Annotated in this window: 25 protein-coding genes and 2 pseudogenes; 14 read left to right on the top strand and 13 right to left on the bottom strand. The window is 70.0% G+C overall.

The window, feature by feature from the left end:
- Positions 1-161: 161 nt before the first annotated feature.
- From ACFC02_RS19260 to ACFC02_RS19235, 6 genes and pseudogenes are all read right to left on the bottom strand, one after another.
- Entirely contained in the window at positions 162-647 is a 486-nt protein-coding gene (locus ACFC02_RS19260) for a GNAT family N-acetyltransferase (protein WP_376358248.1), read from the bottom strand.
- Positions 648-710: 63 nt separating this feature from the next.
- Positions 711-2,129: a sulfatase gene (locus ACFC02_RS19255; protein ID WP_376358246.1), complete on the bottom strand. Its 1,419-nt coding sequence runs from the start codon at positions 2,127-2,129 to the stop codon at positions 711-713.
- Between the two features lie 220 nt (positions 2,130-2,349).
- On the bottom strand, positions 2,350-2,445 hold the full coding sequence (locus ACFC02_RS19250) for a putative leader peptide (protein WP_376358243.1): 96 nt from the start codon (positions 2,443-2,445) through the stop codon (positions 2,350-2,352).
- A 423-nt stretch (positions 2,446-2,868) separates the two neighbouring features.
- The gene (locus ACFC02_RS19245) at positions 2,869-4,377 is read right to left on the bottom strand and encodes a protein kinase (protein ID WP_376358241.1); all 1,509 of its coding nucleotides are present in this window, start codon (positions 4,375-4,377) and stop codon (positions 2,869-2,871) included.
- A gap of 288 nt (positions 4,378-4,665) precedes the next feature.
- Positions 4,666-5,232, bottom strand: coding sequence for a type I phosphomannose isomerase catalytic subunit (locus tag ACFC02_RS19240; RefSeq protein ID WP_376358239.1), 567 nt, complete (start codon positions 5,230-5,232; stop codon positions 4,666-4,668).
- Positions 5,229-6,069, bottom strand: a pseudogene (locus ACFC02_RS19235) (SDR family oxidoreductase). The gene ACFC02_RS19240 and the pseudogene ACFC02_RS19235 overlap by 4 nt, the downstream one beginning before the upstream one ends.
- Before the next feature lie 362 nt (positions 6,070-6,431).
- On the opposite strand from ACFC02_RS19235, the gene ACFC02_RS19230 reads away from it, so the two are divergent.
- Positions 6,432-6,620, top strand: coding sequence for a dihydrofolate reductase family protein (locus ACFC02_RS19230; protein WP_376358285.1), 189 nt, complete (start codon positions 6,432-6,434; stop codon positions 6,618-6,620).
- Between the two features lie 690 nt (positions 6,621-7,310).
- Here the strand turns inward: ACFC02_RS19230 and ACFC02_RS19225 are convergent.
- The gene (locus tag ACFC02_RS19225) at positions 7,311-7,910 is read right to left on the bottom strand and encodes a TetR/AcrR family transcriptional regulator (RefSeq protein ID WP_376358236.1); all 600 of its coding nucleotides are present in this window, start codon (positions 7,908-7,910) and stop codon (positions 7,311-7,313) included.
- Between the two features lie 131 nt (positions 7,911-8,041).
- Here ACFC02_RS19225 and ACFC02_RS19220 point away from each other — a divergent pair, with 131 nt between their 5' ends.
- Positions 8,042-8,614 carry a hypothetical protein gene (locus ACFC02_RS19220; RefSeq protein WP_376358233.1) on the top strand — a complete coding sequence of 191 codons (573 nt, stop codon included), beginning with the start codon at positions 8,042-8,044 and terminating at the stop codon, positions 8,612-8,614.
- 290 nt (positions 8,615-8,904) lie between these two features.
- Here the strand turns inward: ACFC02_RS19220 and ACFC02_RS19215 are convergent, their stop codons facing one another.
- Positions 8,905-9,525: a TetR/AcrR family transcriptional regulator gene (locus ACFC02_RS19215; RefSeq protein WP_376358230.1), complete on the bottom strand. Its 621-nt coding sequence runs from the start codon at positions 9,523-9,525 to the stop codon at positions 8,905-8,907.
- Positions 9,526-9,612: 87 nt separating this feature from the next.
- Between ACFC02_RS19215 and ACFC02_RS19210 the strand changes: the two genes are divergently transcribed.
- The 3 genes from ACFC02_RS19210 to ACFC02_RS19200 all read left to right on the top strand — a co-directional run bounded on the left by ACFC02_RS19210 (position 9,613) and on the right by ACFC02_RS19200 (position 12,517).
- Complete coding sequence (locus ACFC02_RS19210; RefSeq protein ID WP_376358227.1) at positions 9,613-10,632, top strand: DMT family transporter; 1,020 nt, start codon at positions 9,613-9,615, stop codon at positions 10,630-10,632.
- 295 nt (positions 10,633-10,927) lie between these two features.
- A complete protein-coding gene (locus ACFC02_RS19205) occupies positions 10,928-11,098 on the top strand; it encodes a hydrophobic protein (protein WP_376358225.1) in 171 nt (56 codons plus the stop codon).
- Positions 11,099-11,794: 696 nt separating this feature from the next.
- Positions 11,795-12,517 carry a hypothetical protein gene (locus tag ACFC02_RS19200; protein ID WP_376358222.1) on the top strand — a complete coding sequence of 241 codons (723 nt, stop codon included), beginning with the start codon at positions 11,795-11,797 and terminating at the stop codon, positions 12,515-12,517.
- A 72-nt stretch (positions 12,518-12,589) separates the two neighbouring features.
- Here ACFC02_RS19200 and ACFC02_RS19195 read toward each other — a convergent pair whose 3' ends face one another.
- Complete coding sequence (locus tag ACFC02_RS19195) at positions 12,590-13,732, bottom strand: serine hydrolase domain-containing protein (RefSeq protein ID WP_376358220.1); 1,143 nt, start codon at positions 13,730-13,732, stop codon at positions 12,590-12,592.
- A 123-nt stretch (positions 13,733-13,855) separates the two neighbouring features.
- Positions 13,856-14,785: an NAD(P)H-binding protein gene (locus ACFC02_RS19190; protein WP_376358218.1), complete on the bottom strand. Its 930-nt coding sequence runs from the start codon at positions 14,783-14,785 to the stop codon at positions 13,856-13,858.
- A gap of 271 nt (positions 14,786-15,056) precedes the next feature.
- On the opposite strand from ACFC02_RS19190, the gene nthB reads away from it, so the two are divergent.
- The 3 genes from nthB to ACFC02_RS19175 are packed head-to-tail and all read left to right on the top strand — an operon-like array spanning position 15,057 to position 16,671.
- On the top strand, positions 15,057-15,722 hold the full coding sequence (gene nthB / locus ACFC02_RS19185) for a nitrile hydratase subunit beta (protein ID WP_376358215.1): 666 nt from the start codon (positions 15,057-15,059) through the stop codon (positions 15,720-15,722).
- On the top strand, positions 15,719-16,318 hold the full coding sequence (nthA, locus tag ACFC02_RS19180; RefSeq protein ID WP_376358212.1) for a nitrile hydratase subunit alpha: 600 nt from the start codon (positions 15,719-15,721) through the stop codon (positions 16,316-16,318). The genes nthB and nthA overlap by 4 nt, the downstream gene beginning before the upstream one ends.
- A complete protein-coding gene (locus ACFC02_RS19175; protein WP_376358209.1) occupies positions 16,315-16,671 on the top strand; it encodes a nitrile hydratase accessory protein in 357 nt (118 codons plus the stop codon). The genes nthA and ACFC02_RS19175 overlap by 4 nt, the downstream gene beginning before the upstream one ends.
- A gap of 70 nt (positions 16,672-16,741) precedes the next feature.
- Here ACFC02_RS19175 and ACFC02_RS19170 read toward each other — a convergent pair whose 3' ends face one another.
- The 3 genes from ACFC02_RS19170 to ACFC02_RS19160 form a co-directional block, all read right to left on the bottom strand.
- On the bottom strand, positions 16,742-16,993 hold the full coding sequence (locus ACFC02_RS19170) for a hypothetical protein (protein WP_376358207.1): 252 nt from the start codon (positions 16,991-16,993) through the stop codon (positions 16,742-16,744).
- A gap of 197 nt (positions 16,994-17,190) precedes the next feature.
- Positions 17,191-17,730 (bottom strand): MBL fold metallo-hydrolase, encoded by a 540-nt coding sequence (locus ACFC02_RS19165; RefSeq protein ID WP_376358204.1) that lies wholly within the window; start codon positions 17,728-17,730, stop codon positions 17,191-17,193.
- A 183-nt stretch (positions 17,731-17,913) separates the two neighbouring features.
- Entirely contained in the window at positions 17,914-18,444 is a 531-nt protein-coding gene (locus ACFC02_RS19160; RefSeq protein ID WP_376358202.1) for a carbonic anhydrase, read from the bottom strand.
- Positions 18,445-19,151: 707 nt separating this feature from the next.
- Here ACFC02_RS19160 and ACFC02_RS19155 point away from each other — a divergent pair.
- The 6 genes and pseudogenes from ACFC02_RS19155 to ACFC02_RS19130 form a co-directional block, all read left to right on the top strand.
- Positions 19,152-19,339 (top strand): annotated as a pseudogene (locus ACFC02_RS19155) (IS5/IS1182 family transposase); the annotation flags it as partial.
- Between the two features lie 1,218 nt (positions 19,340-20,557).
- Positions 20,558-22,852 carry an ROK family protein gene (locus ACFC02_RS19150; RefSeq protein WP_376358199.1) on the top strand — a complete coding sequence of 765 codons (2,295 nt, stop codon included), beginning with the start codon at positions 20,558-20,560 and terminating at the stop codon, positions 22,850-22,852.
- A 26-nt stretch (positions 22,853-22,878) separates the two neighbouring features.
- On the top strand, positions 22,879-23,775 hold the full coding sequence (locus tag ACFC02_RS19145) for an ABC transporter permease (protein ID WP_376358282.1): 897 nt from the start codon (positions 22,879-22,881) through the stop codon (positions 23,773-23,775).
- Entirely contained in the window at positions 23,768-24,694 is a 927-nt protein-coding gene (locus tag ACFC02_RS19140) for an ABC transporter permease (protein ID WP_376358196.1), read from the top strand. The genes ACFC02_RS19145 and ACFC02_RS19140 overlap by 8 nt, the downstream gene beginning before the upstream one ends.
- On the top strand, positions 24,694-25,695 hold the full coding sequence (locus tag ACFC02_RS19135) for an ABC transporter ATP-binding protein (protein ID WP_376358193.1): 1,002 nt from the start codon (positions 24,694-24,696) through the stop codon (positions 25,693-25,695). Before ACFC02_RS19140 ends, ACFC02_RS19135 begins: the two co-directional genes overlap by 1 nt.
- Positions 25,670-26,686 (top strand): ABC transporter ATP-binding protein, encoded by a 1,017-nt coding sequence (locus ACFC02_RS19130; protein WP_376358190.1) that lies wholly within the window; start codon positions 25,670-25,672, stop codon positions 26,684-26,686. Before ACFC02_RS19135 ends, ACFC02_RS19130 begins: the two co-directional genes overlap by 26 nt.
- Positions 26,687-26,702 lie beyond the last annotated feature (16 nt).

Below are 26,702 nucleotides of genomic sequence, written 5' to 3'. Positions count from 1 at the left end.
GATGTCCGCTGCCGCGGGATTCACTCCGCGTACGGCGGCGCCAGTCCCGGCACCACCGGACCGGTCGGGCGTCGGACGCTCCACCGGTGGGGCGCCAAAGCCTCACGTCCGCGCTCATGACGAACGGGCCTCTCGGCCGTCCGTGCTGCAGCGTGCCGCCCTCATCGCCGGCTTCCCGAGCGCGCGTCGACCTGAGCGACGGCCGCCGAAGCGGTCGGCGCCCGTCGCCGCACCGGGGCCGAGCGCCGGCGCCGGGGCGCCGCAACGCCGGCGAACCGCCCCGGCTGCTTCGCACACTTCTGCGCCGCCGCGGCTACGGGAGCCCGCCGGCTCCTGGCGTGGTCGGCCAGATGTTCCAGCAGGGACCTGCCCACCCCGCGCCGAGCGCTGCCCGGGTGCACCGAGACCTGCTCGACATGGAAGTTGCCGTCGACGCGGTCGGCGATGAGGTAGGCGACCGCCGCGTCGGCCGCATCGACCGCCACCCAGGCCCTCCCGTCGCGCTGGTACCGGGCGAGCTCGTCCGCAGTGAGCGGCTCGTCCCCGGCGATCTCCGGCATGCCTATGTCGTGGTACAGCTGACCGGCGGCCCTCTCGATGTCCTGGAGAACGGGCAGCTCGCTCACACGCGGGGATCGGATGTCCATGTGCTCATTGTCCGGGACGGGACGGCGCGCTCCGGGTCGCGTTCCGTCCCCCGGACCGCCCGGTCAGGCCGCCGAGTACGGCAGGAGTTCGCCGTCGATCCGCTCCCAGGCCGACTTGAGTTCGGCGAGCAGCGCGGGCCGGTCGGCGGCGAGGTCGGCCTGCTCGCGGGCGTCCGTGGCAAGGTCGTACAAGTGGTCCTTGCCCTGGGCGTCCTGGTAGTACTTCCAGCCGCCGCGCCGCAGCGCGCGGTTGCCGCGCACCCGCCAGAACAGGTCGCGTTGCGGGACGTCCTCCCCGCGCAGCAGATAACCGGCGAGACTGTGTCCGTCCAGCGGGTACGCCGGGTCCGGCCGGGCCCCGCCCAGATCCAGCAGCGTGGCGGTCCAGTCGGGGGAGTAGACGGGTTCGTGGCTGACCTGGTGACCGTCGACGGCGGCCGGCCAGCGCAGCACGGTCGGCACCCGGATGCCGCCCTCCAGTAGTTCCGACTTGCCGCCGCTGAGCGGCCACTGGTAGGAGAAGCGCTCGCCGCCGTTGTCGCTGGCGAAGACGACCACGGTGTTCTCCTCCTGCCCGGAGCGGCGCAGCGCGGCGAGCACCTCGCCGATCGACGCGTCCAGGTTCTCCACCATGTCCCTGTACTTCTCCACCGAGCCGCCGTCGGTGTGCTGGAGGGCACCGAGGACGTTCCCCGCGCGGATCTTCGCGGCGATCCCGGCGGCCGTCTCCTCGTCCTCCTCGGTCAGCCACGGCCAGTGCGGGGTGGTGAAGTTGAGGTTCAGCAGCCAGGGCCGGTCGGGTCGGCGGCCCACGTAGTCCACCGCCCGCTCGGTCAGGACGGTGGTGTAGTAGCGCAGGTCCTTGTAGGTGGCGTCGCCCTCGTACAGGTCGTAGTCGCCGAGCTGGCCGAGTTTCGAGAAGTACTCCAGCGCGCCGCCGAAGTTGCCGAAGAACTCGTCCCAGCCGGACTTGGTGGGGCTGTAGTCCGGGAGCCAGCCGCAGTGCCACTTGCCGATCAACGCGGTCGCGTATCCGGCCCGCTTCAACAGCGAGGCCACGGTGGGGTGGTGAGGGTCGAGACCCTGCGTTCTGCTGCCGATGGGCTCGGCCAGGCCGCCCTTGGTGCGGCCCGGAAAGCGGCCCGTGTAGAGGCTGAACCGGGTGGGGGAGCAGGTCGCCGAACCGGAGTAGGCGTCGGTGAACCGCACTCCCTGGCGGGCCAGCCGGTCGAGGTTCGGGGTGCGGATGTGCGGGGCGCCGTAGCAGGAGAGGTCGGCCCAGCCCAGGTCGTCACCGAGGATGAACAGGAAGTTGGGCCGCCGTCCGGGCCGGTACCCGCTCCTGGCCCGGAAGGGCCGCTCGGTCTCCTCCCGCGCGGCCGCGGACGACGCCGCGGCGGCGGGACCGGCTACGGCGGTGAGCGCACCGCCGCCCACCAGACCACCGAAGGTACGACGGGAAACACATGATATGTCGGGCATGAGGAATCCTTGCTCGGGCGGCCCTCGTGGCGGGACGCAGATCAGCGGGCGGCACACCAGCTCGCACACCTCACGGTGCCGGCGGTCATACGGCCGTACACGCACGAGGGACGCGGAATGGGAGTGCGAAACAGGCCCCCGTGAGCGGGGATCTCGGATCACCAGGGCCTACCCGGAGGCTGGCCGGCCGTGGTTCCCCGGGGGGAGGTGCTCTGTGGGCTCAGCGACAGAGGGCGCTGGACTGCCGGCACAGGTCGACGTGCCGCCGCTCCACGAGCGCGGCGCGCGCACGTCGGCGATCAGCTGGCAGCCTCATGGTCAGGGAGGCTGCCAGCGGGGGAAGCGCCGCGTCAAGCCACGTCCGCCCACTGGGACGTACGGCCAAGCGCGCAGCCCGGGTCACGCGTGCATCCGCTCGTGACCCGCGAACCCCTGTCCGCACTGGGCGCGTTGACCAACGGGCTCCGCACAGCTTCGACCGCCTCGTGGCCCCGCAGAGGGAGACTCACGAACACCCGACCAAGCCAGGACGGCGCGTCCACCGGCTCCTCGGCACCCGCGCCGCTTCGGTCACGGCCGGTGCGCCGCGTCGCTGCCGGCCCTGTCCTTCCTGGGACCGACGCCGTCTCCGCGCTCTCCGAGGAGGCCGAGCGCCCGCGCGCCGGGACATCCTGCCCGTCGCCTCCAGCGCGTGACGTCGATCTCCACGCTGTGTTCCACGTCCGCTTCGTACTCGTGGTCAGGAGGGCTGCTGACCGGCTGTCGTGGGTGACTGGTTGACGGGGAAATAGGTTTCGAGCACGTGTCTGCTGGAGCGGGTGGCGGAGTGGCCGGGGCCGAGGACCCGTGCCAGGTCCGCGACGACGCCGGCCATCAGCCGCCTCGCTTGCGCGTGGTCCCCGGCGGCGTAGACGAAATCCGCGTGCAGGTGCCGGCTCCAGAGGGTGGATCTGTGGTCGGGGCCGAGGACCCGCGCCCGGTCCAGTGCGTTCTGCGCCAACAGCCTGGCCGCCTCCGCAGGGTGGCCCCCCTTGCCGAGGAAGAGCGCGTACAGCTGTCCGCTGCGGAGGGTCTCCTCGTGGTCGGGCCCGAGGATCCGCTCTCGGTCCGCGAACACTCCGGCCATCAGCCGCGCCGCCTGCGCGGGTTGTCCGGCGATGTCGAGGTAGAAGGCGTGCATGTGGCGGCTCTGGATGGTGTCGGGATGGTCCGGACCGAGGAACCGCGCCTGATCGACCGCCAACTGCTCCATCTGCCGCGCCGCTTCCGTCGGATCCAGATCGCGCTCGTTCTGCCGGGTCCGGGTGTACCGAAGAGTCAGCTCCTCACGGGTCGGCGGTACCTCGCCGGCTGATTGCGGACCCGGGTCGAGGAGGCGGTGACGGGGGAGCAGCTCGGTCACGAGAGCGGGCCACGGAGTGCCGCTCGGCCACTGTTCGGGCGGGCGCCAGGACGCGGTGACGGCTCTCAGGACCTCATGCGGGGTGGGCCGGTCGGCGGGTTCCTTGGCCAGGCAGGCGGCGACCAGGCCGCGCAGCGGCGCGGGGACGCCGTCGAGCCGCGCATCGTCGTGGACGATGCGGTGCAGCAGGGCCAGTGGCGGGCCCCCGCCGAACGGGCTCTGTCCGGTGGCGGCGAAGGCGAGGACGAGTCCCAGCGTGAACACGTCGCTGCCGGGACCGAGTTCGTCGGCGCCGATCTGCTCGGGCGACATGAATCCGGGGGTGCCGACGACCACGCTGTCCGTGGTCAGGGATGCGTGATCGAGGGCGCGGGCGATGCCGAAGTCGATCACTCGCGGGCCGTCGGCGGCCAGCAGCACGTTGGCGGGCTTCAGATCGCGGTGCACCACCCGGGCGGCATGGATGTCCTGCAGGCCCTCAGCGAGTCCGGCGGCCAGCGGCCACAGCGACTCCAGCGGGAACGGTCCGGCCTCGGCCACCGCCTCGGCCAGGCTCGGCCCCGGTACGTACACGGTCGCCAGCCACGGCGGGTCGTCCTCCGGCCCGGCACCCACCAGCGGCGCGGTGAAAGCGCCACTCACCGCCCGGATCGCGGCCACCTCCTGGGCGAAGCGCCGACGGAAGTCCCTCTGCCGCGCCAGGTGTTCGTGGACCACCTTGACCGCCACCGCCCGGCCGGACGGCGACCGGCCCAGAAAGACCCGGCCCATCCCGCCCTGCCCCAGCCGCGCCCGCAACGTGTAGGGACCGATCTGCCGTGGGTCGCTCGTGCCCAGATCCTCCATGACCGCCCCCGATTCGATCCGTCCGTACGACCAATCTGCGCTGTGGCGCGATCGTAGCGCCGAGGAGAGAACGAGAACAGCGGCAACAAGCCGCCGCACGCGCCCTGCCGGGCAGGGCGACGCCCTGATACGGATCGTCGGCGAGCTGACCGGCGGTTGCCTTGCGGTTTCTCAACGCAGCGCCCTTTCCTTCACGCTGTCCGCCAGATCGGACACTCTCGTCGTTCCAGTGTGCCGACGTGCCGACGTGCAGCGCTTACGGGAACGCGCCGCGCGGGAGCCTCTGGCTCACCGTTCGTCACGTCTGCCGACCCGCAGCCTCCGCCCCCCCGGGTTCCGGGGGTGAGTGCCCGGCCCCAGGGAGTCGATGAGGGGGAGGGGGTAGCCGGCGGCCTGGAGCGGGGCAGTCGGTCGCCCGTCACGCCGGCCTTGACCCCGCACAGGGCGGTCGCGCCGGGGGCCGCGTCCAGGATGTGCCAGGCTTCGGTCTTCCCGTTGGGGGCTGCCCTCCAGCCGCCGGGCCGCCTCGTCGTCGGCGTGCAGGTGGACGGGCAGGGCGCCGGTGGCGTCGATGAACTTCGTCAGCAGCGGGAAGTACGAGCCGGACCTCCCGGGGCCCATGAGTTCCTCGGGGTGATCGGCGACCACACGGCGCAGGGACCGGCCGGCCAGCGGACCGTCGGTCACGACACTGCCGGAGCCGTCGACGTCGCTGCATTCCCAGGTCTCCGCGATGCTCCAGTCCGGCAGCCCCGACTTGCCCAGGCGGCGGGCGATGGCGTGCCCGCCGAACACCAGCGGCCTTGCCGTGACGGAGAGCCGCAGCGGACACGACACCGCCCGGTCCGCGTTCACAGGATCGGCTGTCCGCCGGTGACCGCGATCCGGGCCCCGGAGACGTAGCTCGCCTCGTCGGAGGCGAGCAGTACGTAGACCGGCGCCAGTTCGGCCGGCTGGCCCGGCCGGCCCAGGGGCACCTGCGATCCGAAGCTCTCCACCTGCTCCGGCGGCATGGTCGCCGGAATGAGCGGTGTCCAGACGGGCCCGGGGGCGACGCTGTTGGCGCGGATGCCCTTGGAAGCCAGCATCTGGGCGAGCGAGCCGACCATGTTCGCGATGCCCGCCTTGGTGACGTCGTAGGGCAGCAGCTGCGGGGGCGGACTGTCGGAGTTGACCGACGTGCTGCCGATGATCGACGCGCCCTCGGGCATGTGCGGGACGGCGGCCTTCGCCAGGTGGAAGAAGGCGCTGAGGTTGACCGCCAGTGTGCGGTCCCACTCCTCGTCGGGGATGTCCTCGATGGAGTCGCGGGTCATCTGGAACGCGGCGTTGTTCACCAGCACGTCGATCCGGCCGAACTCGTCCACGGCCTTGCCGACGATCGACCGGCAGTGCGCCGGGTCGGCCACGTCCCCCGGGCACCAGGACACACCTGCGGCCGGCTTCGCGCACCCACCGCTCGGTCTCCCGCGCGTCCTCGTGCTCGTCGAGGTAGGAGACCAGCACGTCCGCGCCCTCACGGGCGTAGGCGATCGCCACCGCACGGCCGATCCCGCTGTCCCCGCCCGTGATCACCGCGGCCTTGCCCGCCAGCCGTCCGGACCCCCGGTAACTCTCCTCACCGTGATCGGGCCGCGGTGTCATGGCGGCGGTGACGCCCGGCGGGACCTGTTGCTGACGAGGCTGGGACATGGGCAACTCCCTGAGATCGTTCGAACGCGCGCGGCACGGTGCACGGGGGGACCGGCGCGGGGCCGGGTCGAAGCGGCGAGTACCCCGCCGTGCCGGTGCCCACCGCGGCGCACCGCTCGCTCCCGTCACGGCCCGCTCGTCACCTCTGGTTCCCGGCCCCGCAGAGCGCGGGCGACAGCGTCCCTGATCCCATGCCGCGGTGTGTCCGCCGGCCGGGCGGTTACCCAGGTGGCGCCGTGGGCGCGCTCGTTGCCGCACGTCCGCACGGAGAGCGAGGGAGAGTGGGTCATGACGCGCCAGGGGCCGCCCAAGGACGAGGACAGGGCCGGGCGCCTGCGTGAGATCGCCTCGGACGTGTTCGGCTGGGACACGCTCCTGTCCTGCTGGCGGCGGACCAGGTCGACCGGCTGGCAATCACCGTCTTCCCGGTCTTCCTCGGCGGGGGGCCGCGTCTCTTCGAAGACGGCTTGCCCCCAGGACAGTGGGCACTCACCAGTCACGCGGCCGGAGAGCACGGCACGCTGTCCGTCGTCTACGACCGGATCCGCTGAGCCCCCGCACCCGTCGAACAACTCCGCCGCGAACGCCTCCGGATCCTCCCGGACCCCGGCCGACTCCTCAGGTGTCACACCAGCACAACGACGCTCGCAGAGCAGCGGACACGCCACTCACAAGTGGAGATGACCAAGCCCTGCTAGCCGATCGAGAAGGTGGCGTCCGCAGCGGCGTGGTCGACGGGACCGCCGAAGCGGGTCGAGCCACGCGCCACCGCTTGCTGCGGTGTGAGGAAGCGGCCGACGTGTGACGATCAGTCGGCCCGCCCCGGCCGTCCTGGCTGTCTTGCCGGTGTCCTCGGGCGTGTGGTGCACCTGTTCGCCTTCGACCGGTGCCTGTGCGCTCTCCGGCTTCGCACAACAGTACGTCGCATCCCTCGGCCAGCTCCGTGAGGCTCTGGCACGGTGCCGTGTCGCCGGAGTACACCAGCGATCTGCCTGCCGCCTCGATGCGCACGGCGAAGGCCGGAATGCCGTGCGAAACCGCCCGGCTGGTCAGGCGGAGCGAACCAACGGCCGCCTGGTTCGGAAAGCGGATGGCGTCTCACCCCAGCCGAGACCAGGCAGCGGCAACAGCACGCCCTCGCGGCATAGCCATCGAGTGTCCACGATCACGGGGAAACTTCACCGAAGCCCTGCCCCCGCACCCTGCACAAACGCCCTCCCTGTCGGGCATCGAGCCAGGATTCAGCCCGCCGCATGTGCTGCGGAGCGTGCCTGCAAGATCCCTTCAATGCCATCGAGGAACGTCTCGGTGATCAGTCGTGGATCAGAGAGGCACCCTGCGGCCATGGCTCCGTCGCGGAGCATGGCGAAGTGCCGTCCTGCCGCCTCGGCGGGCGCGTCTCCGACCTGCGCCAGCAGGGCCGTGACCGTGTCGAGGAACCACTGCCGGTGCGCGAGAACGGCCTGGTGTATCGGGTGCGCCGGATCGGGATACTCGACCGCGGCATTGAGGAAGGCGCAGCCGCGGAAGCCTTCCGACCGGATGCCCTCCGCGATGGCGCGGCCGACCGCGCGCACCTTGTCGCCCGGGGTTCGAGCACTCTCCTGGGCGGCCGTCAACTGCCCCCTGATGCCCTGGTCGGCCTGCTCGAGGTAGGCGAGAACGAGATCCTCCTTCCCGGAGAAGTGGCGGTACAGGGTCGCCCGGGTCACCCGCGCTTCGTCGATGATCCGGTCGACGCCGACGGAGTGGATCCCCTCCGCGTAGAAAATCCTTACCGCGGTCCCGAGCAGCCGCGCTCGGGCCTCGGACGTGCTGCCCTCTTTTGTCTTCCGGCTCATGGCTCCCACTCTACAACCGGGGGAGAACGTTCAGTCTTGACAGGTCGACGGGCGCGTTCAATGATGAGAAGAGACCGAACGTTCTCCCTCGTTTTCGAACATTCCTCCTCGTTTTGGAAGGCGGATTCGCCATGGACACCGTCGTCAGTCGACCCGCTACCGCCACCCCGGCCGAGCTCCCCGCGGCTCTGCGCAGGCTGTATCTCCTGCGTTTCGCGTTCGCCGCCATCTGGGCGGCCCTGCTGTTCGCGACGGCCGACAGGCTGGGCCCGCTGAGCGGGACGCTGCTGGTGCTCTACCCCCTCTTCGACGCGGCCTGCGCGGTGGTCGACCTGCGGTCGGCCCGGGCGGCCGACGGCGCGGTCAAGAGGCTGTCCGTGAACATCGCGCTCAGTGCTCTCGCCGGCATCGCCCTGGCCGTCGCGCTCGCCTCCGGCATCCCGGCCGTTCTGCGGGTCTGGGGTGTCTGGGCCGTCACGGCAGGCATCACGCAGCTCGCCGTGGGCCTGGTCCGGCGCCGGATGGGCGGGCAGTGGCCGATGATCGCGAGCGGGGCCATCTCCACCCTCGCCGGCGCGAGCTTCTTCCTGCAGGCCGGCAAGGACGGCGCCACGCTCACGAATCTCGCGGGGTACGCCTTCCTCGGCGGCGTCTTCTTCCTCGCCTCTGCGCTTCGCCTCAAGCCTGCGGAACGGAACAACTGAAAACCCGTCGGCGCGGACTCCCCGTTCATGGAGGGACGGGGCCAGACGCGGCGCCCTTCGACTCCTGTCGAACAGGCATCACGCTCAGCATGACAGCTGCCACTCGCCCGTCGTCCCACGCAAACGGCTCAGGCGCTCCTGGGCCCCCATGACCAGGTTCTCGTCCCGGCACCGGACTATCCCATGCGGCCCGCATCCGTCGTCGTGGCGGGCCCTGGGCCCGGCGACGGGTGGGCGACCGCCGGGGCGTGCGGCCACCGGGCGGGAGCGTCCTCCGGAGGACGCCCGCTTCACCGGGGCGGCGTGCCCGGCCCGGCCGTGGCCTGGTGTTCCAGCAACTCGTGGGCCCGGTCGAGGGCCTGGCCGAACGGGTCGGGGAAGACGCCCAGGCCGTACGCGACCACCGCCCCCTCGTGCAGCAGCATCAGTCCTTGCGCCAGCCGGTCCGCGTCCGCCTCGTCGATCTCGCGGGCGAGGCGGGTGAACAGGCCGAGCATCCACTGCTTCTGCCCCGTGATGACCGGGTACGCCGGGTGTGCCGGATCACCGATCTCCGCATGAGCGTTGATCATGCTGCATCCTCTGGAGCCGTGTTCCCCCGCCCAGGCGCGCGCGGCCCGGAAGACGGCCAGAATCCGGGTCGTCGGCGCCTGTCCCGCGACCGCGTCCAGGTGGGTGCCGAGCAGTTCCCGCCAGCGTTCGTCGCGTCGGGCGAGGTACTCCACGACGAGTTGCTCTTTCGAGCCGAACCGGTCGTACAGCGTCTTCTTGGTCACCCCCGCCTCCGCGGCGATGAGGTCCACGCCCACGGGGTGGATGCCGTGCTCGTAGAACAGCCGCTCGGCGGCTTCCAGCACCCGTCGCGCGCCGGGTGTCATGCGGATACGGTGCGGGACTTCCTCGGGCTCCATGAGCCACGAGTATACCGGTCTGTATAGTGGGCACTGTGGAAGGTATACCGTTCTGTATAACTCCGGGTATCCACGGGATGTGGTCAAGTGAACGCCCTGCTCTCCGTCGCCTTCGTCCTGTGCTGGAGCTCCGGCTTCATCGGAGCCAAGCTCGGCGCTGGAACATCGACCGTGACCACGCTCCTGATGTGGCGCTTCCTGCCGCTCGCGCTGGTCCTCGTCGCCGCCGCGCCCCTCTCCCGGGCGGCGTGGCGGGGCCTGGGGCCGCGGGATCTCGGCCGGCAGACCGCCATCGGCGCGCTGTCGCAGAGCGGGTACCTGCTCAGCGTCTACCACGCCATCCAGCTCGGCGTCTCAACCGGAACCACCGCTCTGATCGACGGCGTCCAGCCGCTTGTCGCCGGTGCGCTGGCCGGACCGCTGTTGCGGCAGCACGTCTCACGCCGGCAGTGGGCCGGGTTGTGGCTGGGACTGGTCGGGGTCGCCACCGTCACCTCCGCCGACGCGGCGGCCTCGGGGTCCGACGTCGCCTGGTGGGTGTACCTCGTGCCCTTCCTCGGCATGCTGTCCTTGGTGGCGGCCACCCTCCTGGAGGGCCGCTCGCGCGTACCGGTCGCGCCCCGGGCGGCGCTGACGATCCATTGTGTGACCAGCGCGGTCATCTTCTCCACGCTGGCTGTCGGCAGGGGAGCGGCGGTCCCGCCCGCCTCCTTCTCGTTCTGGGCGGCGACCGCGTGGCTCGTCGTGCTGCCCACCTTCGGCGGGTACGGCCTGTACTGGCTGATCCTGCGCCGCAGGGGCGTCACCGAGGTCAACACCCTCATGTTCCTCATGGCCCCGGTCACCGCCCTGTGGGGCGCCCTCATGTTCGGTGAGCCCTTCGGCGTGCGGACCGCCCTCGGACTGGTCGCCGGTGTCGCGGCCGTGGCCGTCGTCCGCTGCGGGGCGGGCACCCCCCGCTCGGCCCGCCCGATCCGCCGTCGGCCCGGGCGACCGGCCGGTCGGGCCGCGATCGGAGCCGGCGATGGGGGTGCGGCCAGGAACGGCAGGAGAACATCGGCCGGCTCGTCGGGGGCTGCCTCCGCCAGGTCGGTGCTGCGCCAGTGATGACCGGTCCTGGGAGCGCCGTGCAGCAGCACTGCCGCACGGCCGGACCCCGCCGATCAGTGGTCGAAGGCCGGGGTCCCCGGTGCCGGCCTCACCCGTTGCGTCGACTCGGACACGGGACGCCAGCGGCGGCTCGTTTGGCAGACCGCCGTTGCGGACCCGGCGCTTGCGGTGACGCGTCCAACCGTCCACGGCGCGGGGCGCGCATATGCCCCTCATCCCTTGGAAGTAACCCATATTTTGTGTGCTTGTACGGCTGAAGTAAGGGCATTCGGTGGCCAGGAGGTTGATAACGATGGTTCCCCTGCTTCTGGTTCTTCTGCTGGCTCTGATCCTCTTCGGTGCGGGCTTCGCACTGAAGGCACTGTGGTGGATCGCGGTGATCGTGTTCATCGTGTGGCTGCTCGGCTTCGTCGTCCGGTCCGCGGACAGTGGCGGCAGCAAGGGCCGCTGGTACCGCTGGTAGACGAAAGACGCCCGGCGCGAGGAGTGTGCCGCGCGAGCAATGAGTGGGCCCGGCCGACATGGCCGGGCCCACGGGCGTGAAAGAGGAGCTTCTTCGCGGCGGTTGGGAGGGATCGGGCTTATCGGACGCACCGCAGGGTACGTGAGTCCTGCACCGGCCCCACAGGCTCAGCAGTGGAACCCTGCTCCTCCTGTCTGCGGGGCCGGTGCGTATCGATGTCCGGGCGGTGGTACTGCTGGCCGACTTCGCCAACCTGTGCGCGGACGCGTCCGGTTGGAACCGGGCGACCTGATCGACCAGGACCTCCGGGGCGCCCGGCTTCCGCTGCCGGTCTCCCACCGCACGACCTTCAGGAGCCCACACAACCCTTGATGATCGCGTGGTGGCCGTCCCAGCTTGTTATTCAACCTTTGTGAGCTTTGAGGCGATTACGTTCAGCGATGGTCTCGGGTCGTCTGGTTGTTTTGCCCACGTTGTGTCGGGTGGCGGGATGCCGGTTCTTCGAGCCAACTGGCCTCCTGGTTCGGATCTTGAGGGTCGCGATGTAAGGGTGGGGCAGTGCAGAGGCTGTCGCACAACCTCCCCCTGACGGTGGTCAAGAGCGATTCGTTGTTCGGTTCCAACCGTCGTACAGGCTGCGGAACCTTGGCTTATGCGGCGGAACTTCCTGTTGTGCGACCGCGGCGTGACCTTGAGATGCCGCAGAACGTACGGGAGTGGCCGCCGCCCGAGCACCTGCGCTGGAAGGTGCTCGACATCGTCGAAGACGAAGCCCGGGCCGAGGCAGACCGGGCGGCAGGTCGCCGCGGGGCAAACGGCCGGCCGCCGGTCTCGATGGAGCACAAGACCGTCCTGGTGCGGCAGCGGGCTAGGCTGGTGAAGGCGCGGGCCCGGCTGGAGCGAGTCCGTCCCCCCAGCCTGTCCCGTCTCCGGAGGAGGGCCCCGGACGGCCTCCGAATACGCCTGCGGCAGGCGTACGCCTCAACCGCGAGGACGGCGGCGCCGTCGCTCACGAGGTGGGCCCACCAGTGGTGGTACGGCATCGTGGGCAACGACGAATACGGGGCGTCCTGGCTCGACGAGAGCTTCGCCCAGTACGCGAACGCACGCTTCTACGGCCGGGACACCCGCGACTGCTGGTCGGATGTCGACTGGCCGAGCGAGCAAGCCGCGATCACCAATTCGAGGGCCTACTGGAGCAGCCATCGAGGCGATTACCACCTCGTCGACACAGCCGGCCCCTGCGCCCTGTCCGACCTGGAGTGCACCATTGAAGCCGACACGATGGCGCGACTCCTCAAGCGGTACGCCCACGACCACTGGTACGGCGTGTCCGCCACCGCCGACTTCAAGAAGGCCGCGCAGTCCGTGACGGACCATGGCCTGGACGCTTTCTGGGCGAAGCACTGCAACCGGTGAATCCGCCGGATCGGCCGGGGGGGCCGAGCAGCCACCGCGGCCGATCCGATCGTAAAGGGATGTTCTCGCAGATCAGGCGCCACAGAACTCGGCGTCGACGACCCGCTGTTCGTGGACGTTCCAGTCGCCGTTGAAGTTCAGCGACAGCACGTGATCACCGTCCGCCGTCGCCATGGTCTGCGATATGGAGCCCTGGATGCCGCCGTTGTGCCCCCATACCTCGGTGCCGCACGACAACGTCATCTCCATCAGCCCCGGGCCGTAGGAGAAGTTCGGCAGACCCTTGATCATCACGGTCGTCATCATCTGCTTCAGCTCAAGGTCTTTCAGGAGCCGGCCGGAGAACAGGGCCCGGCAGAAACGGTTGAGATCATGGTTGTTGGAGATCATTTCTCCGGCAGCACCCGCGAAGGAGGTGTTCATCTCGGTGACGTCGTAGACAGTGCCGTCGTGCTCGCCCGGACCGGCGAGTTCACCGGTCAGCTTCGAATAGGCGCGTCCGCTGGGTCCGGGGACACGGACGCGGTTGCCCGGCACGCTGGTGGAGTTCAGGTGCAGGGGGCGCAGAATACGCCGCTCGATCTCGTGGGGGTAGGAATGGCCGGTGACCTTCCTGATCACCGTGGAGGCGATGACGTAGTTGGTGTCGGAGTAGCTCCAGGAGTCACCCGGGGCGAAGGTGGGCCGGTGGGTCATGGCGAGCCGGACGATGCGCCGGGGTGTCCAGGTCTCGTAGCGATGCCGGAGGAAGTCGGTGCTGAACTCCCGCCGCTTGAAGCTTTCGTCGTCGGTGTAGCTGTAGATGCCGCTGGTATGGTTCAGGAGCCGGCGGAGCTTGATCTCGCTGCCGTCGTTGCCGTTCCCCTCCACCAGACCCGGTAGCCAGTGATCCACCGTGTCCTCCAGGCTCAGCTTGCCCTCAGCCTCCAGCTGGAGCACCACCGTGGCCATGAACGTCTTGGTGATCGAGCCGACGCGGTGACGGTCATCGGCGCGCGGCTTGCGCCCGGTCGCCAGATCCGCGGTGCCCGCACGACCCGTCCAGGCGGTGTGCCCCACCTCGGCGAGCACGATGCCACCGGGCGGCCCGTCCTGGACCACCGACTCCAAGGCTTTCCGGGTGGCCTGGTGTCCCGCCCGCGCGGCGGCCGCGTCCTGGGTGCTCGCGGCCGACGCGGGCAGGGTGAGTCCGGCGCCCATCACGGCCGCCGCCATCGCCCCGACGGCAGCGACTCGCCTCCCGCGCCCCGGCCGCCCGCGACCGCCGCGCTTGGACGAACGTGCCTCGTCAGCTGCGTCTACCGTCTACGGCTTCCTACCCACCACCGGCAAGTGGCTTCAGCGAGTGAACAGCTCGGGGTTCTTGCGGACGAAATCGGCTACTCCTGCAGCGGACCGCCCGGTGACCTCTGCCATGCCTTCTGCCTGGCGGTCATAGCGGCCGGCCAGGTGCAGGCGAGCCATGGTGGAGATGTGCTGGAAGACGTGGTCCGGCAGCTCCAGTGCCCCGAGATCGTTGTCGAGCCATTCCTGCAACGGGACGTCGGTGTAGCCGATCGTGCGGTGCAGAGCATCGGAAATCTCCGTGGCCAGAGCGGCGACGTCCTGTGATCGGGGACCGGTCAGCTCATAGGTCCGGCCGATGTGCCCGGCCGCATCGGCCAGAATCTTCTCGACGGCGGCGGCGACGTCACCGGCCGCGATGGGGGAGGTTCTCGCCTCGCCGAAGGGCCATCTGATCAGGCCATCCTTGGCGATCGAGGCAAACACGGTCTGGAAGAGGGGGTTCTCCATGAAGACGGTGGGCCTGACCTGGACCACGGGCAGGCCTGACCAGCCGAGAACCTGCTCGACCAGCCACTGCTGACGATGCTGGTGCGAGTCGGAGCCGCTGGTGGCGTCCATCTCGGCTACGGTCAGCTGCGACATGTTGACGAACGCCTCCAGGCGTCCGTAGGCGCGGGCGACCGCCGCTGTCGTCACAGCAGCCAGCAGGTACTGGGCCGACACGGCCATGCCGAAATACATCCGGCCGCAGCCGTCGAGGGCGTCGGCGACATCACGGGCACACGTCAGGTCCCCGACCACGACCTCGGCACCCGTGGCGCGCAGCGCCTGGGCACGGTCGTCATCCTGGCGCACCAGAGCACGCACCTGGAAGCCCCGGCGCCGCAGCCCTTGGACCACGGTTCTGCCGACGGCCCCGACGCTGCCCGCAGCACCGGTCACCAGGATGGGCCGCATGCCTGCTTCCGGACTGGAGTCCATGTCGGCAGCCTGCGGCCCGTACGGCCCGGGCGCAAACCGTGGTGACGTCCGGCCCCGGCGGAGGCCAGGCGATCGGCATGCGCCCGCGGCCCGAACCGCTGCTCCATTTCCTCGTCCGCCGTCTCTCCCTGGCACGCGGGGCCATGAGACCGGCACCTCCGCGGCAGCGCCGCGACCAGCGGATGGACCAGAGTGTGACGCCAGAGAAGTCGCCCAAATACAATTATTTATCTGACTATGCCGCTATTGCTGGCAAAGGTGAGGTCGGGCCATGGACGGTATTGCCGACATGGGAGGAGCCCCAGGCTGGGGCTCCGTGCATCCGCCGAGACAAGATGAACCCGTTTTCCCAGAGCCCTGGCAGGGCCGGGCATTCGCGCTCGCGATCCTCTCGAACAGGGTGTCCGGGGGAAACCTGGACTCCTTCCGGCACGCGCTGGAGCGCCTGGACCGGGCGCACTACATCGATGACGGATACTACGGGCGCTGGCTCAACGCCGGAGAGCTGAGACTTCTCGACAGCGCCGTCCTGGCACCTGGTGCGGTCGACGCCCGCGCCCGCAACCTCCGCGGCGACGACGTGGAGGAGCCCCCGGTCCCGGAGCCGGCCAAGCCCGACTACGCGCCGACCGCCGACGGCACACTGCGCTGCCTCGACACCGCGCCGGCCTTTGCCGCCGGCGAGCGCGTGCGTGCCAGGGACATGTCGCCGGCCGGACACACCAGGCTGCCGCGCTATGTGCGAGGGCATGTCGGCGTCGTCGACATCATTCAGCCCGCCGGCGTGCTGCCGGACTCCAACGCGCACTTCCTGGGCGAGAACCCACAGTACGTCTACTCGGTGCGCTTCCACTCTCATGACCTGTGGGGCGCTGGCGCCGAGCCCTTCGAGCTCACCGTGGACATGTTCGAGAGCTACCTGGAGACCCCCTCATGACCATCACCGCCGGATCAGCCGAGCGCCTTCCCCCGGCCCTGCGCACCGAGGCGCTCGAGCAGTTGCTCACCGAGCGGGGCCTGATCGATCCGAAGGCGATGAACGGGCTCATCACCACCTACGAGACCAACATCGGACCGCTCAACGGAGCGAAGGTCGTCGCCAGGGCCTGGACGGACCCCGAGTACCGTCGCCGACTGCTCGAGGACGGCACGGCCGCCATCAAGGAGCTGGGCTTCGGCGGGTTCCAGGGCGAGCACATCGTCGTGGTGGAGAACACCGCGACCACGCACCACGTGGTCGTCTGCACGCTGTGCTCGTGCTACCCCTGGCCGGTGCTCGGCCTGCCTCCGAGCTGGTACAAGGATCCCGCCTACCGCGCCCGGGTGGTGAAGGAGCCGCGCACGGTGCTCTCAGAGATGGGACTCGAGCTGGCCGACGACGTGCGGATCACCGTCCACGACTCCACCAGCGAGGTGCGCTGGCTGGTGCTGCCCGAGCAGCCGCCCGGCACCGAGCATCTGACCGAGGAAGAACTCGTCCCTCTGGTGACGAGGGACGCGATGGTCGGAGTGGCCAAGGTGGCGGCACTATGAACGCACCTCTGGACATCGAAGGCCCCGCCGCACCGCCCCGCTCAAACGGCGAGCTGGTGTTCGCCGAGCCGTGGGAGAGCCGAGCCTTCGGGATGGCCGTCACCCTGTACGACGCGGGAGTGTTCACCTGGCCGGAGTTCCAGGCCGCACTGATCGCCCGGATCGCCGTCTGGGAAGCCTCGGCGAAGCGGGACGAACCGTACAGCTACTACGGGCTCTGGCTGGCCGCACTGGAGGATGTGCTCACGAGCGTGCGCGCCGTCTCCACGGGCGAGGTCGTCAAACGCGCCCGATCGCTGGCCCAACGCCCCTCTGGCCACGACCACCGTGACGACCATGACCACCCACACTGACCACGGCGCACGCCCATGTTCACCCCGCCGTTCCTACTGCGCCGTCCGAGCCCGGACTACCGAGTCGGGATCAGGCACAACCCGCCTCGGAAGCGGTGAGGGTGTAGGTGGTTCCGACGCTGGTCTGAACCCAGGCGTCGGGGAGGGCCGCGGCGAGGGCGTGCTGGGCGCGCCGGCCGGTGCAGTGGCCGGGGACGATCAACGCGGGGGCGAGTGCGGTGAGCGCGGCCATCGTGGGGCCGATGACCGGCTCGAAGGCGGGGCCGCTCAGGTGGAAGCCGCCGACGAGGGCCAGCAGTCTGCTGACGCCGGTCAGCCTCATGGCGTGCCGGATAATGTTGACGACTCCGGCGTGTCCGCACCCGGTGATGATGACGAATCCCCGGCCGCGCACGTCGACGACGAGTGCCTGGTCGTCGATGACGGTGGGGTCGTGCCGTCAGCCGTTCCCGTCCCGGGCCTGGTGTGCGGGCGGCATGCCACGCTCGAACTCGGTGGCGCGGTCCACCTCGCCGGTGATCAGATGCCGCCGGCCAGCAGCGACGGCTGCCGCCGCTCGATCACCTCGAACCCCTCGCGTTCCAGGGCACCCCGTGACAGCGTGGGCATCTCCAGCCCCTGACCGGCGGGAAGGTGCAGGCGGCGGCGGGTCCGGACCGCGGGGTGGACGGCCAGCGGGAGGCCGGAGCGCCCGCGCACCCGAGCCAGGCCTTCGAAGCCGTCCGCGTGGTCGAAGTGCCCGTGGCTGAGCACGACGCCCTGGAGGCCGCCGACATCGATGCCGAGACGCTCGGCGTTCACCGCCAGCGCGTCCGGCGACGCTCCGGCGTCGAACAGCAGCATGCTGCTCGTGTTCCCGCTCCGGACGGTGACCAGAGCGGAGAAGCCGTGCTCGGCACACAGCCCCGCGAGAGCTTTGCCGCCGACGAACTGCCGCGCCGCGGCTCGCCCGGTGCACGCCGGCGCCCGGGTGACGCCCTCGGCGGAGGTCAGCAGGGCGTCGAAGGTGTTGTCGACCATCGTCGTGACCCTGGCCTCGTCGACCTCGGGCAGCGTCACCGGGTCAACGACCGGTCCTTCCGCAGTGCGAGGCGCTGAGCACGCCGCCTCGGCCGCCGAGTGCCCGTGGTTGTCGCACATGCTGGAAAGCGCCTCCCCACCGCTACGGCCCGCCGGGAAGGCAGATCCCGGTACAAGCCGCGGACCCACGGCGGCCGCGCCGGCCGCGGGCGCCGCACGGTGTCATGCTTCCACCCGCGCGGGCGGGACGACGACGTCGATGAGCCCGGTGGCCACGTCGTACACGAGCCCTGAGACGAAGACTCCGGCCCGAAGGTCCCGCTTGAGGATCTCGACGTCGACGCGGACGGCGGCGACCGGGTCGGTGACCGCCTTGGCATCCAGACCTGAGGCTGGAACGTCGAAGTAATCGGCCAGCAGCTCAGGGAACGCGGCCAGGTCCGTGATCCCGCAGTCGGTGTGCTGGAGGACCGCATAGTGGTAGTCGGCCGGGCCGGGGCCGCCCGTGCGGCTCCGCACGACCTCCGAGAGCATCCCCAGCGTCCGGAGCGTCGCGGGCGTGACCCGCCCTCCGACGTTGCGGATCACCGCTGCCTCGCCGAGCTTGAGCCCGAGCACGTCCGACGGGTCGACCCGAGGATCGACGCATCCGATGATCGTCAGACTGCCTCGGGGCATGAGCTTGAGGTGGGCGAACGATCCGTCGCTGGCGAACCCGGCGTTCCGCTTGACCAGCTCATCCGTGTCGATCACTGTGCCGGTAACCCCATCCTGCTCTGAGCCTGCCCCCTGGTGACGCCGATGACGTTCCCTACCTGCTTCCAAGCCTGGCCCGCCGCCGCATCCCATGCCACTTCACACTTGCGGCAAACCGTGACCGTGCAGATCAACGCCCTACGACATCCGACACGGCATGTCAGAGCCAGGGTGTGATGCCTGTCTGATACCTCAACTTGCACCCTGCGCGATGAGTCGACACCGGCGCAGCTGCTGCCCTGGTCGAACGGCGGGGGCTTCGTCTGGCGGCACCAGCCGTGGCCGCACCGGCAGGGGCCGCTTCCTACCTGCCGTCTGTGTTCCGGCCGTCTTCGATGACGAACAGTGGTTTGGTGCCATGTGCGGGTGCCTCTGCGAGCGTGACGGCTTCGGTGAAGTGCTCGAGCGGGAAGGGCCGGCCCCGGGGGAATGCTGAGGACCTCATCGGCGACGAGACCGCGGACCCGGGCCAGCGCGTGCGACGCTGTCTCGGGTGAGCAGCAGCCACTCGCCCGGCTGTACGTCGAGTTCGTGCGTGACGAGGAGCAGAGCGGTCAACGGGTTGACGGCGAGCTGGCAGGCGCTGGAGTCGCTCAGGTGGTCGGGGACCGGCAGGAGTCTTTGCGTGTCGGCGACGAGGTATTCCTGTCAGGCGCCGGCCACGGGGGCCCGGGTACCTTCAGGACCGCAGCGACCTCCGCGCGTTGGTCGATCGGCACGGAACCTCGCTCGCCGTCTCGGTGACGGGAGGCAACCGGCCCGGCGTCATCCGGCTCATGCCGCTGCTGGACGCGATCCCGCTGGTAGGGGGACGGCGGGGGTGACCTCGGAGCATAGACCAAAACGACTGTTCGCCGATCGCGGCTACGACGACGAATACCGTCGTCTGCTCTGCTAGCGAGGCGCTTGCCGCAGCGCAGCGCCGCGTCGCTTCACGCTATGCCCGGCCCGGGAAGATTCCCTGCGGCGGACTGTGCACCGTCGGCCTCCCGTGCTCCTCCCAGGTCGGTCATCGGCGGTGCGTGCGTCGCAGGTGTCTACGGAGAAGCCTGCGCATCGAACGCAGGGAGGACCGCGCCATGCCGGACACGGCGGTGTCGGACCGGGGCAGCGGCATTGCAGGCATGGGGTATCTGCGTCCGGCGATCTCCATCACGCAGTTGGCTGCATGTTCGGGGGCCTCGCCGAACTGCAGAGTGATTTGGATGGGTTGGGGCGGATCACCGGGCAGTTCGGCAGTGAGTGCGGTCGCGGGTTTGTGGTGCCCGGCGTGAGCGTGCTGGTAACCCACCACCTTGCCGTCCACGAGTAGCTCGGTCTCGCGTGCGGCACGGCGTGTCTGCACCGTGACGGAGTGACCTTCCACCTCTAGGTGAAAGCTATGGGCGTGGACCACGACACACCTCCCTGGTTCCTGAGGCCGGCGCCTACGGCCGGCGTACGCGGCGTCTCACGAGAGCACCGGGTCGTACCCGCGCGTAAGCGCCTGTACGTGCAGTCTGCGGGAAAGCGCTTCATGGGAACCCTGCGAGAGAGTTAGTCATGGTGAGGAAAGCGTAAGGGCCCTCGGACAACGCCTCTGGTTCTCCTCTTCTGCGGCGAGGGCGCGAGGAGACTCTCGAAGAGCGTTCGGACCGGATGTGGGCTTCCGTCCGGGGCGCGCTGGCCTGCGGCGCGCGAGCGGCCTGGGAGGTGCTGGAGGTCCTCTCGGGCCGAGGCTGAGCGCCAGGCGCCACGCCGTCGCGGCGTGCGGCCCTCTCCCGGCCGCGCGGGAACGCCACCTCGCACCCGTGCCGGCGGCGGGTGCGAGACCGGGGGACGGGAGCCGGGCGGGTAGGTCGCTCCGGTCGGCTGATACGGACGCGACGAGAGCCGCCTTGTAGGCAGGCCTCGGTGAACTGCCGCTGCTCATCGGGCTCGGACATCAGCCCGCCTTCTGCATACCCCCGGAGCCCGCGGGGGCGCGTGGGTCCGGGTCCGAACTTCTCCGGCCTCTTTTTTGTCACCAGCCGAGCGGGATACGCCTTGCTGGTTCTCCCGTATGGCCGATGCGTCTGGCGCGAGGGCGGGGGTAAAGCCGGAGCAATTCCCCAAAAGCGACATGCTTCGTATGGCCTATGAATTGCTACATCAATCTCTAAGGTGCATAAACGGCACTCAGAAATCAGTCCACATGCTGGACGGTGTCTTGATCTGGCGAAAGACCGGCTCGAATCTGTTGCGCAACAGCCTTCTTAACCAATATGAAAGTGGCTGTGAAACCTGCGGGTCCGGTAGGTCAGGGAAAGGCGAGGGGCTGAAAGTGGTGAATTCGGACGGAAAGCGCGCGAACGGCTCTCGCGCGCTCTGTATCGCGGCGATCCGGGACCTGGGCCGGGCCACCGTCGCTGAGATCGCCTCCACCGCCCGCCTGTCCAGGCCGACGGTGGAGGCCGCGCTGGCGGACCTCACCGCCGACGGCCTCGTCGAGGCCGAGGCGGATCAGGTCCAGCACGGTGAGGCGGGGGGCCGTCCGGCCAGGCAGTCGAGGTTTCGCTCCGAGAAGGGTGTCGTCATCGGCGTCGATCTGAGCGCCTCCGAGATGCGGGTCCTGCTTACCGACCTGGCGGGCCGCACCGTCGCGGTGGGCTCGTCGGAGCGGCCCGGTTGCAGCGACGCGCGACCCGAGCTCGGTCAGGTGGTCTCCGTCGTCGAGGAAACGCTCGGTCGCGCCGGGTTCAGCCGCGCCGACCTGCGGGCCGTCGGCATCGGCGTGGCGGGTCTGGTGACGCCGAACGGTGAGGTCCTTACGTCGCCGGTCAGGTCCTGGGTCGGCACCAACCTCCAGGACCGGTTCGCGGCGCTGCTGGGCGTCCCCGTGGTCGTCGACAACGACCTGTCGCTCGCCGCCGCGGCCGAGTCGCGGTTCGGTGCGATGGAGGACGCCGGTACCGGCGTCTACGCGCTCACCTGGCACCATGTCTCGGCACGGATCACGGTCGACGGCGCGGTGCTTCGCGGGCGCCACAACAGCGCCGGCGAGGTCGGCCTGCTTCGGTCGTTCAGCGACATCGAGGTTCCCACCGGGCCGCTGAACGAGGCCATGGCCCGGATCGCGCGGCCGCTGGAGCGGCTGCTCGCCGATCCGACGGACGCGGAAGGCCGCAGGACGCAGCAGGCGCTGGTGTCGGCCATGACCCCGGCGATCGGCGCGCTCGTGCTCGCCGTCGACCCCGACGTGGTCGTGCTGGGGGGCGAACTCGCTCGGTTCGGGGACCTGATCGCGTCCGACCTGGCCACCGCGGTGGGTGAGTTCGCCGACGGCGCGGGCGAGCTCGACGTGGTGATCACCTCCACCTCGCTGGGCCGGGACGGGGTGTGCGTGGGTGCCGTGCACCGCGCCTTCGAGGGCTTCTCCGCCGCGATTTACGGCACCGACGGGGTGGCTCCGCCGCGGGTACGTCCCGCCCTCAGTTCCGGCACCGGGCATCCCGTGGCCCAGCCGCGGATCGCCCTGCTGGACGGTGGCGGCGCGCTGGGCGAAGCGGTCAGGGCGTCACCGCTGGCGAGTGGTGTCCGGAGCTACGCCGAGGTGTCCGACCTGCTGGCACTTGAGGTCGCGCCGGAGCACGTGTTCGTCGATCTGCCCGGTCCGGAGCGGGCCGAGGCGGCGAAAGCCGTGCTGGCTCGCGGGATCGCCGTCACGCTCGCGGCGCCGCCGGCCGACTCGCCGGCCGCGCTGGACGAGTTGCTGGAGGTGGCGGTGCGGACCGGCGTGCCGATGCGCGTCGATCACGCGCCGCGCAGGTCTCCGGCGGTCCGCACCCTCAAGGCTTGCGTCGACGACGGGCTGGTCGGGGCCGTCACCGCCGTCTGGTGCCGGCATCTCACCGAGGCCGACGCCGACAGCCATGTGACGGACGAGCAACTCGCCCTGGACGTCGACGTCCTCCACTGGCTCTCCCAAGGCACGACCGAGTCCTGCGGTGCCGTCGGCTCCCTGCCCGACCCTGCCCGGGCCACCAGTCGTGACCCGCAGATCTCGATGATCGCGTTCGCGCTGGACAACGGCGTGTCCGCCGGCTACATGAGGGGCCGGGGCGCCGGCCCCGCCCGGCGCTGCTACAGCGTCATCGGGACGACGGGCCGCCTGGAGAGCGACGGCGACGACGTCTGGCTCACCGGGACAGCGGGCTCCGAATCGTCGGTTCTGGTGCCCCCACCGTCGCCCGAGACTCCGCTGGATGTGTCGGCGTTGGCCGCCGGACCCGCCCGCTCGGCCAAGGAGGCGCGGGAGGCGTTGGCGACGGTCCGGGCGATCCGGCTCTCGCTTCTGCGTGAGGGCGAGCGCTGCCGTGTCGAGCCGCCCAACGCGGAGCTCGTCACTTACTTCACCAGCACGAACCAGGAGGAACCTCAGTGCTGAGGTACACGATCACGCGAGTGCTGTACATGATCCCGACCGTCGTCGGTTCGACGCTCCTGATCTATCTGCTGGTCTTCCTGGTGCCCGGGGATCCGGTGCTGGCGCTGGCCGGCGGCAACAAGCGGCTCTCGCCGGCGAGCATCGCCGCGATCCGGAAGCAGTACAACCTGGACGACCCCTTCTTCGTGCAGTACGGGAAGTACCTCGACCACGTTCTGCACGGGAATTTCGGATACGACTTCAACGACAACTCGGTCACCGCGCTGATCAAGACCGCCTTCCCCTACACGTTGGCGCTCGCGCTGTCGGCCTTCGCGTTGAAGATCGTCATCGGCGTGCTGCTGGGGGTATGGGCCGGGCTGCGCAGGGACGGCATACCCGAGAAGTTCAACCTGTTCTTCACGGTCTTCTTCCTCGCCGTACCGAGTTTTCTCGTCGCCTACTTCTCCCAGTACCTGATCGGTATCAAGGGGCACCTGCTGCCGATAGCCGGCGTCCAGGCCGGCTACCCCACCGCGTTCATCATGCCGGCCCTGGTACTGGCGCTGGAGACCGCGGCACCGCTGGCGAGGCTGACCCGGACCAGCCTGGTCGACGTCCTGAAGGCGGACTACATCACGACGGCGCGGGCCAAGGGCGCCTCACCCGGTCGGGTGATCTGGCTGCACGCCCTGCGGAACGCGTTTCTGCCGGTGGTGACCTACCTCGGGCTGAGCCTGGCCAGCCTGCTGGGCGGTTCGGTGCTGATCGAGACCATCTTCAACCTGCCCGGTCTCGGCGGCACCCTCGCTACCGCGATCGCCCAGCAGCAAGGGCCGGTCGTCGTCGGCGTCTCGGTGTTCCTGCTGCTCTTCTACCTGGTCACCGCCTTGGTGGTCGACCTGCTCTATCCGATCATCGACCCGAGGGTCCGCCATGTCTGATGCCATCGAGGCTCTGGTCGCGACCGGAGCCGAACCCGAGCCGCCCGCCCCGCTCGGGCGCGGCGGGAAGCGCCGCGGACTGATGACGCAGGGGCTGCTCCGCACCCGGCGGCAGCCGTTCTTCATCCTGTCCGTGCTCATCATCGCGGTGGTCGTGGCGATGGCCGCCGCACCGGGGTTGTTCACCCACACCGACCCGCGGGACTGCTCACTCGTCGACTCCCGGCTGGGTCCCCGATCAGGGCATCCGTTCGGCTACGACATGCAGGGATGCGACTACTTCTCCAACGTCGTCCAGGGAGCGCGGATCTCTCTGGAGGTCGGCCTGCTGGTTGCGGTCTTCACGTTCTTCATCGCGATGGTGGCCGGTTCGCTGGCGGGGTACTTCGGCGGCGCCGTGGACACAGTCATCTCCCGCACCGCCGACATCGTCCTGGGTGTGCCGGTCGGTATCGCCAGCCTGGTGATCCTGTACCAGTTCAAGTCGCGGACCGTGTGGACCATTGTCTTCGTGCTGGTGCTCTTCAGCTGGGCCGGAACGATGCGGTACCTGCGCGGTTCAGTGCTCCAGATCAAGCAACTGGAGTACGTCCAGGCCGCCCGCGTGCTGGGGGTCGGGCACTGGGGGATCCTGCGCCGGCACGTCATCCCCAACGCGATCACTCCCCTGGTCGTGATGTCGACCCTCAGCGTCGGCGCCGCCATGACGGCCGAGGCGGGCTTCTCCATCCTCGGTGTCGGAATCAAGCTTCCGGCGTTCTCCTGGGGCGTCCAGATCGCGGCGGCCAGTACGGACGGCAACTGGCAGGTCGCCCCGCACCTGATGTTCTTCCCGGCCGGAATGCTCGGCCTGACCACGCTCGCCTTCGTCGTGCTGGGCGAGAACTTGCGTGACGTGCTCGACCCCAGGGGGCGTTGATGAGCAACCCACTGCTCGAGGTCAAGAACCTGGGCATCGAATTCCGCTCCGGCGACCGTCGGCTGCCGGCGGTCCAGGACCTCAGCTTCAGCATCGCCCGGGGCTCGACCCTGGCGGTGCTGGGCGAGTCCGGATGCGGCAAGAGCATCACCGCCAAGGCGATCATGGGCATCCTGCCGACACCGCCGGCGCGAGTCACCGGCGGCCGGATCCTGCTGGAGGGAACCGACCTGCTGGGCCTGTCGCCCAAGGCGTTCCGCAAGGTGCAGGGCGCCGAGGTCGCCATGGTCTTCCAGGACGCGCTGTCGGCGCTGAACCCGGTGGTGCCGGTGGTCCGGCAGATCGCCGAGCTGTACCGGATCCACCGCGGCGCTAGTCGGCGTGACGCGGAGACCGCCGCCATCGACATGATGAAGGCGGTCAAGATCCCGGACGCCCCGAACCGGGCCAGGGACTACCCGTTCCAGTTCTCCGGCGGGATGCGGCAGCGGATCATGATCGCCATGGCGCTGGCGCTGGAGCCCAAGCTCCTCATCGCCGACGAGCCGACCACCGCGCTCGACGTCACCGTCCAGGCGCAGATCCTCGACCTGCTCGCGGAGCTCCAGCAGGAGCGCGACATGAGCCTCATGCTCATCACGCACGACCTCGGCGTCGCCGCCCACATCGCCGAGGAGGCGCTGGTGATGTACGCCGGCGGCGCGGTCGAGCAGGCACCGATCGCGGAGCTTCTGGACCGGCCGGCCCACCCCTACACGATCGGCCTGCTCGGCTCGATCCCCGGAGCGGAGCACCGGGGCGCGGACCTGCCGACGATCCCGGGTCTGCCGCCCCAACTGGCGAACCGGCCGACCGGATGCGGCTTCCACCCCCGCTGTCGGTTCGCCACCGACCTGTGCCGGAGCGAGGCTCCGCACCAGCACCAGGTGTCCGCCGACCGCACGTCAGCTTGCCATCACTGGAAGGAGGCCACGGATGAATACCAGGCTGCTGGCGCTTGAGGAAGTCAAGCAGGCGTACAAGCCCAAGAGCGCGAAGTTCGGCGCCCGGCAGACGGGTACGGTTCGCGCAGTCGATGGCGTGACGCTGGACGTGGCACCCGGTGAGACCGTTGGCCTGGTCGGCGAGTCGGGCTGCGGGAAGTCGTCGCTCGCCAAGCTGATCGTCGGGCTGGAGCAGCCGGCGTCAGGGCGCGTGCTCTGGAAGGGACGAGATCTCGCGGAGATGAGCCGCGCGGAGAAGAGCGCCTTCCACCGGGGTGTCCAGCTGATCTTCCAGGACCCGTTCGCCTCGCTCAACCCCCGCCGTACGATCCGCGACTCCATCGCCGAGGGCGTCCTCGCCCACGGGCTGATGCCCAAGCAGCAGATCCCGCAGCGGGTCGACGAACTGCTGGCGGATGTGGGTCTCGACCCGGCGCACGCGGACAAGTACCCGCACGAGTGCTCCGGCGGCCAGCTCCAGCGGGTCGGCATCGCCCGGGCCCTGGCGCTCAGCCCCGACCTCCTGGTCTGCGACGAGCCCGTGTCCGCCCTGGACATCTCCGTTCGGGCGCAGGTGCTGAACCTGCTGAACCGGCTCAAGGAGAAGCACGGTCTGACGATCATCTTCATCGCGCACGACCTCGACGTGGTCCAGCACATGTCCGACCGGATCGTCACGATGTACCTCGGGAAGATCGTCGAGGAAGGACCGCGCGACGCGGTGTACGGCACGTCGGCCCATCCGTACACCCGGGCGCTGCTGTCGGCCGTGCCGAAGAGGCTGCCGCCCGGGCACCGGATCGACCGCGTCGTGCTGGAGGGTGATCCGCCGTCGCCGATCGACCCGCCGCCGGGCTGCCCGTTCCACACCCGCTGCTACACCGCCGTCGCCGAGTGCGCCAACACCCTCCCTCCGTTGACCGAGGTCGGCACCGGCCACCGGGCGGCCTGCCTGCGCGCCGAGGACGTGCGTACCTCCCGTGTCGGGCTGCCCTACCGGGCTTCTTGACGCCTCCGCCTGCCCG

Origin of the sequence: Streptomyces sp. NPDC056160 (assembly GCF_042268205.1) — a bacterium.
Taxonomy (GTDB): Bacteria; Actinomycetota; Actinomycetes; order Streptomycetales; family Streptomycetaceae; genus Streptomyces.
This window is presented reverse-complemented; position numbering and strand designations above follow the sequence as displayed.

Bases quoted from the DNA above. Each gene is read 5' to 3' on its own strand.
- ACFC02_RS19170 (WP_376358207.1), bottom strand. From the start codon at position 16,993: ATGAGGCTGACCGGCGTCAGCAGACTGCTGGCCCTCGTCGGCGGCTTC.
- ACFC02_RS19145 (WP_376358282.1), top strand. From the start codon at position 22,879: ATGATCCCGACCGTCGTCGGTTCGACGCTCCTGATCTATCTGCTGGTC.
- ACFC02_RS19150 (WP_376358199.1), top strand. From the start codon at position 20,558: ATGGCCTATGAATTGCTACATCAATCTCTAAGGTGCATAAACGGCACT.
- ACFC02_RS19260 (WP_376358248.1), bottom strand. From the start codon at position 647: ATGGACATCCGATCCCCGCGTGTGAGCGAGCTGCCCGTTCTCCAGGAC.
- nthB (WP_376358215.1), top strand. From the start codon at position 15,057: ATGGACGGTATTGCCGACATGGGAGGAGCCCCAGGCTGGGGCTCCGTG.
- ACFC02_RS19135 (WP_376358193.1), top strand. From the start codon at position 24,694: ATGAGCAACCCACTGCTCGAGGTCAAGAACCTGGGCATCGAATTCCGC.
- ACFC02_RS19245 (WP_376358241.1), bottom strand. From the start codon at position 4,377: ATGGAGGATCTGGGCACGAGCGACCCACGGCAGATCGGTCCCTACACG.
- ACFC02_RS19175 (WP_376358209.1), top strand. From the start codon at position 16,315: ATGAACGCACCTCTGGACATCGAAGGCCCCGCCGCACCGCCCCGCTCA.
- ACFC02_RS19250 (WP_376358243.1), bottom strand. From the start codon at position 2,445: ATGAGGCTGCCAGCTGATCGCCGACGTGCGCGCGCCGCGCTCGTGGAG.
- ACFC02_RS19190 (WP_376358218.1), bottom strand. From the start codon at position 14,785: ATGGACTCCAGTCCGGAAGCAGGCATGCGGCCCATCCTGGTGACCGGT.
- ACFC02_RS19140 (WP_376358196.1), top strand. From the start codon at position 23,768: ATGTCTGATGCCATCGAGGCTCTGGTCGCGACCGGAGCCGAACCCGAG.
- ACFC02_RS19215 (WP_376358230.1), bottom strand. From the start codon at position 9,525: ATGGAGCCCGAGGAAGTCCCGCACCGTATCCGCATGACACCCGGCGCG.
- ACFC02_RS19225 (WP_376358236.1), bottom strand. From the start codon at position 7,910: ATGAGCCGGAAGACAAAAGAGGGCAGCACGTCCGAGGCCCGAGCGCGG.
- ACFC02_RS19195 (WP_376358220.1), bottom strand. From the start codon at position 13,732: ATGGCGGCGGCCGTGATGGGCGCCGGACTCACCCTGCCCGCGTCGGCC.
- ACFC02_RS19220 (WP_376358233.1), top strand. From the start codon at position 8,042: ATGGACACCGTCGTCAGTCGACCCGCTACCGCCACCCCGGCCGAGCTC.
- ACFC02_RS19255 (WP_376358246.1), bottom strand. From the start codon at position 2,129: ATGCCCGACATATCATGTGTTTCCCGTCGTACCTTCGGTGGTCTGGTG.
- nthA (WP_376358212.1), top strand. From the start codon at position 15,719: ATGACCATCACCGCCGGATCAGCCGAGCGCCTTCCCCCGGCCCTGCGC.
- ACFC02_RS19205 (WP_376358225.1), top strand. From the start codon at position 10,928: ATGGTTCCCCTGCTTCTGGTTCTTCTGCTGGCTCTGATCCTCTTCGGT.
- ACFC02_RS19200 (WP_376358222.1), top strand. From the start codon at position 11,795: ATGCCGCAGAACGTACGGGAGTGGCCGCCGCCCGAGCACCTGCGCTGG.
- ACFC02_RS19130 (WP_376358190.1), top strand. From the start codon at position 25,670: ATGAATACCAGGCTGCTGGCGCTTGAGGAAGTCAAGCAGGCGTACAAG.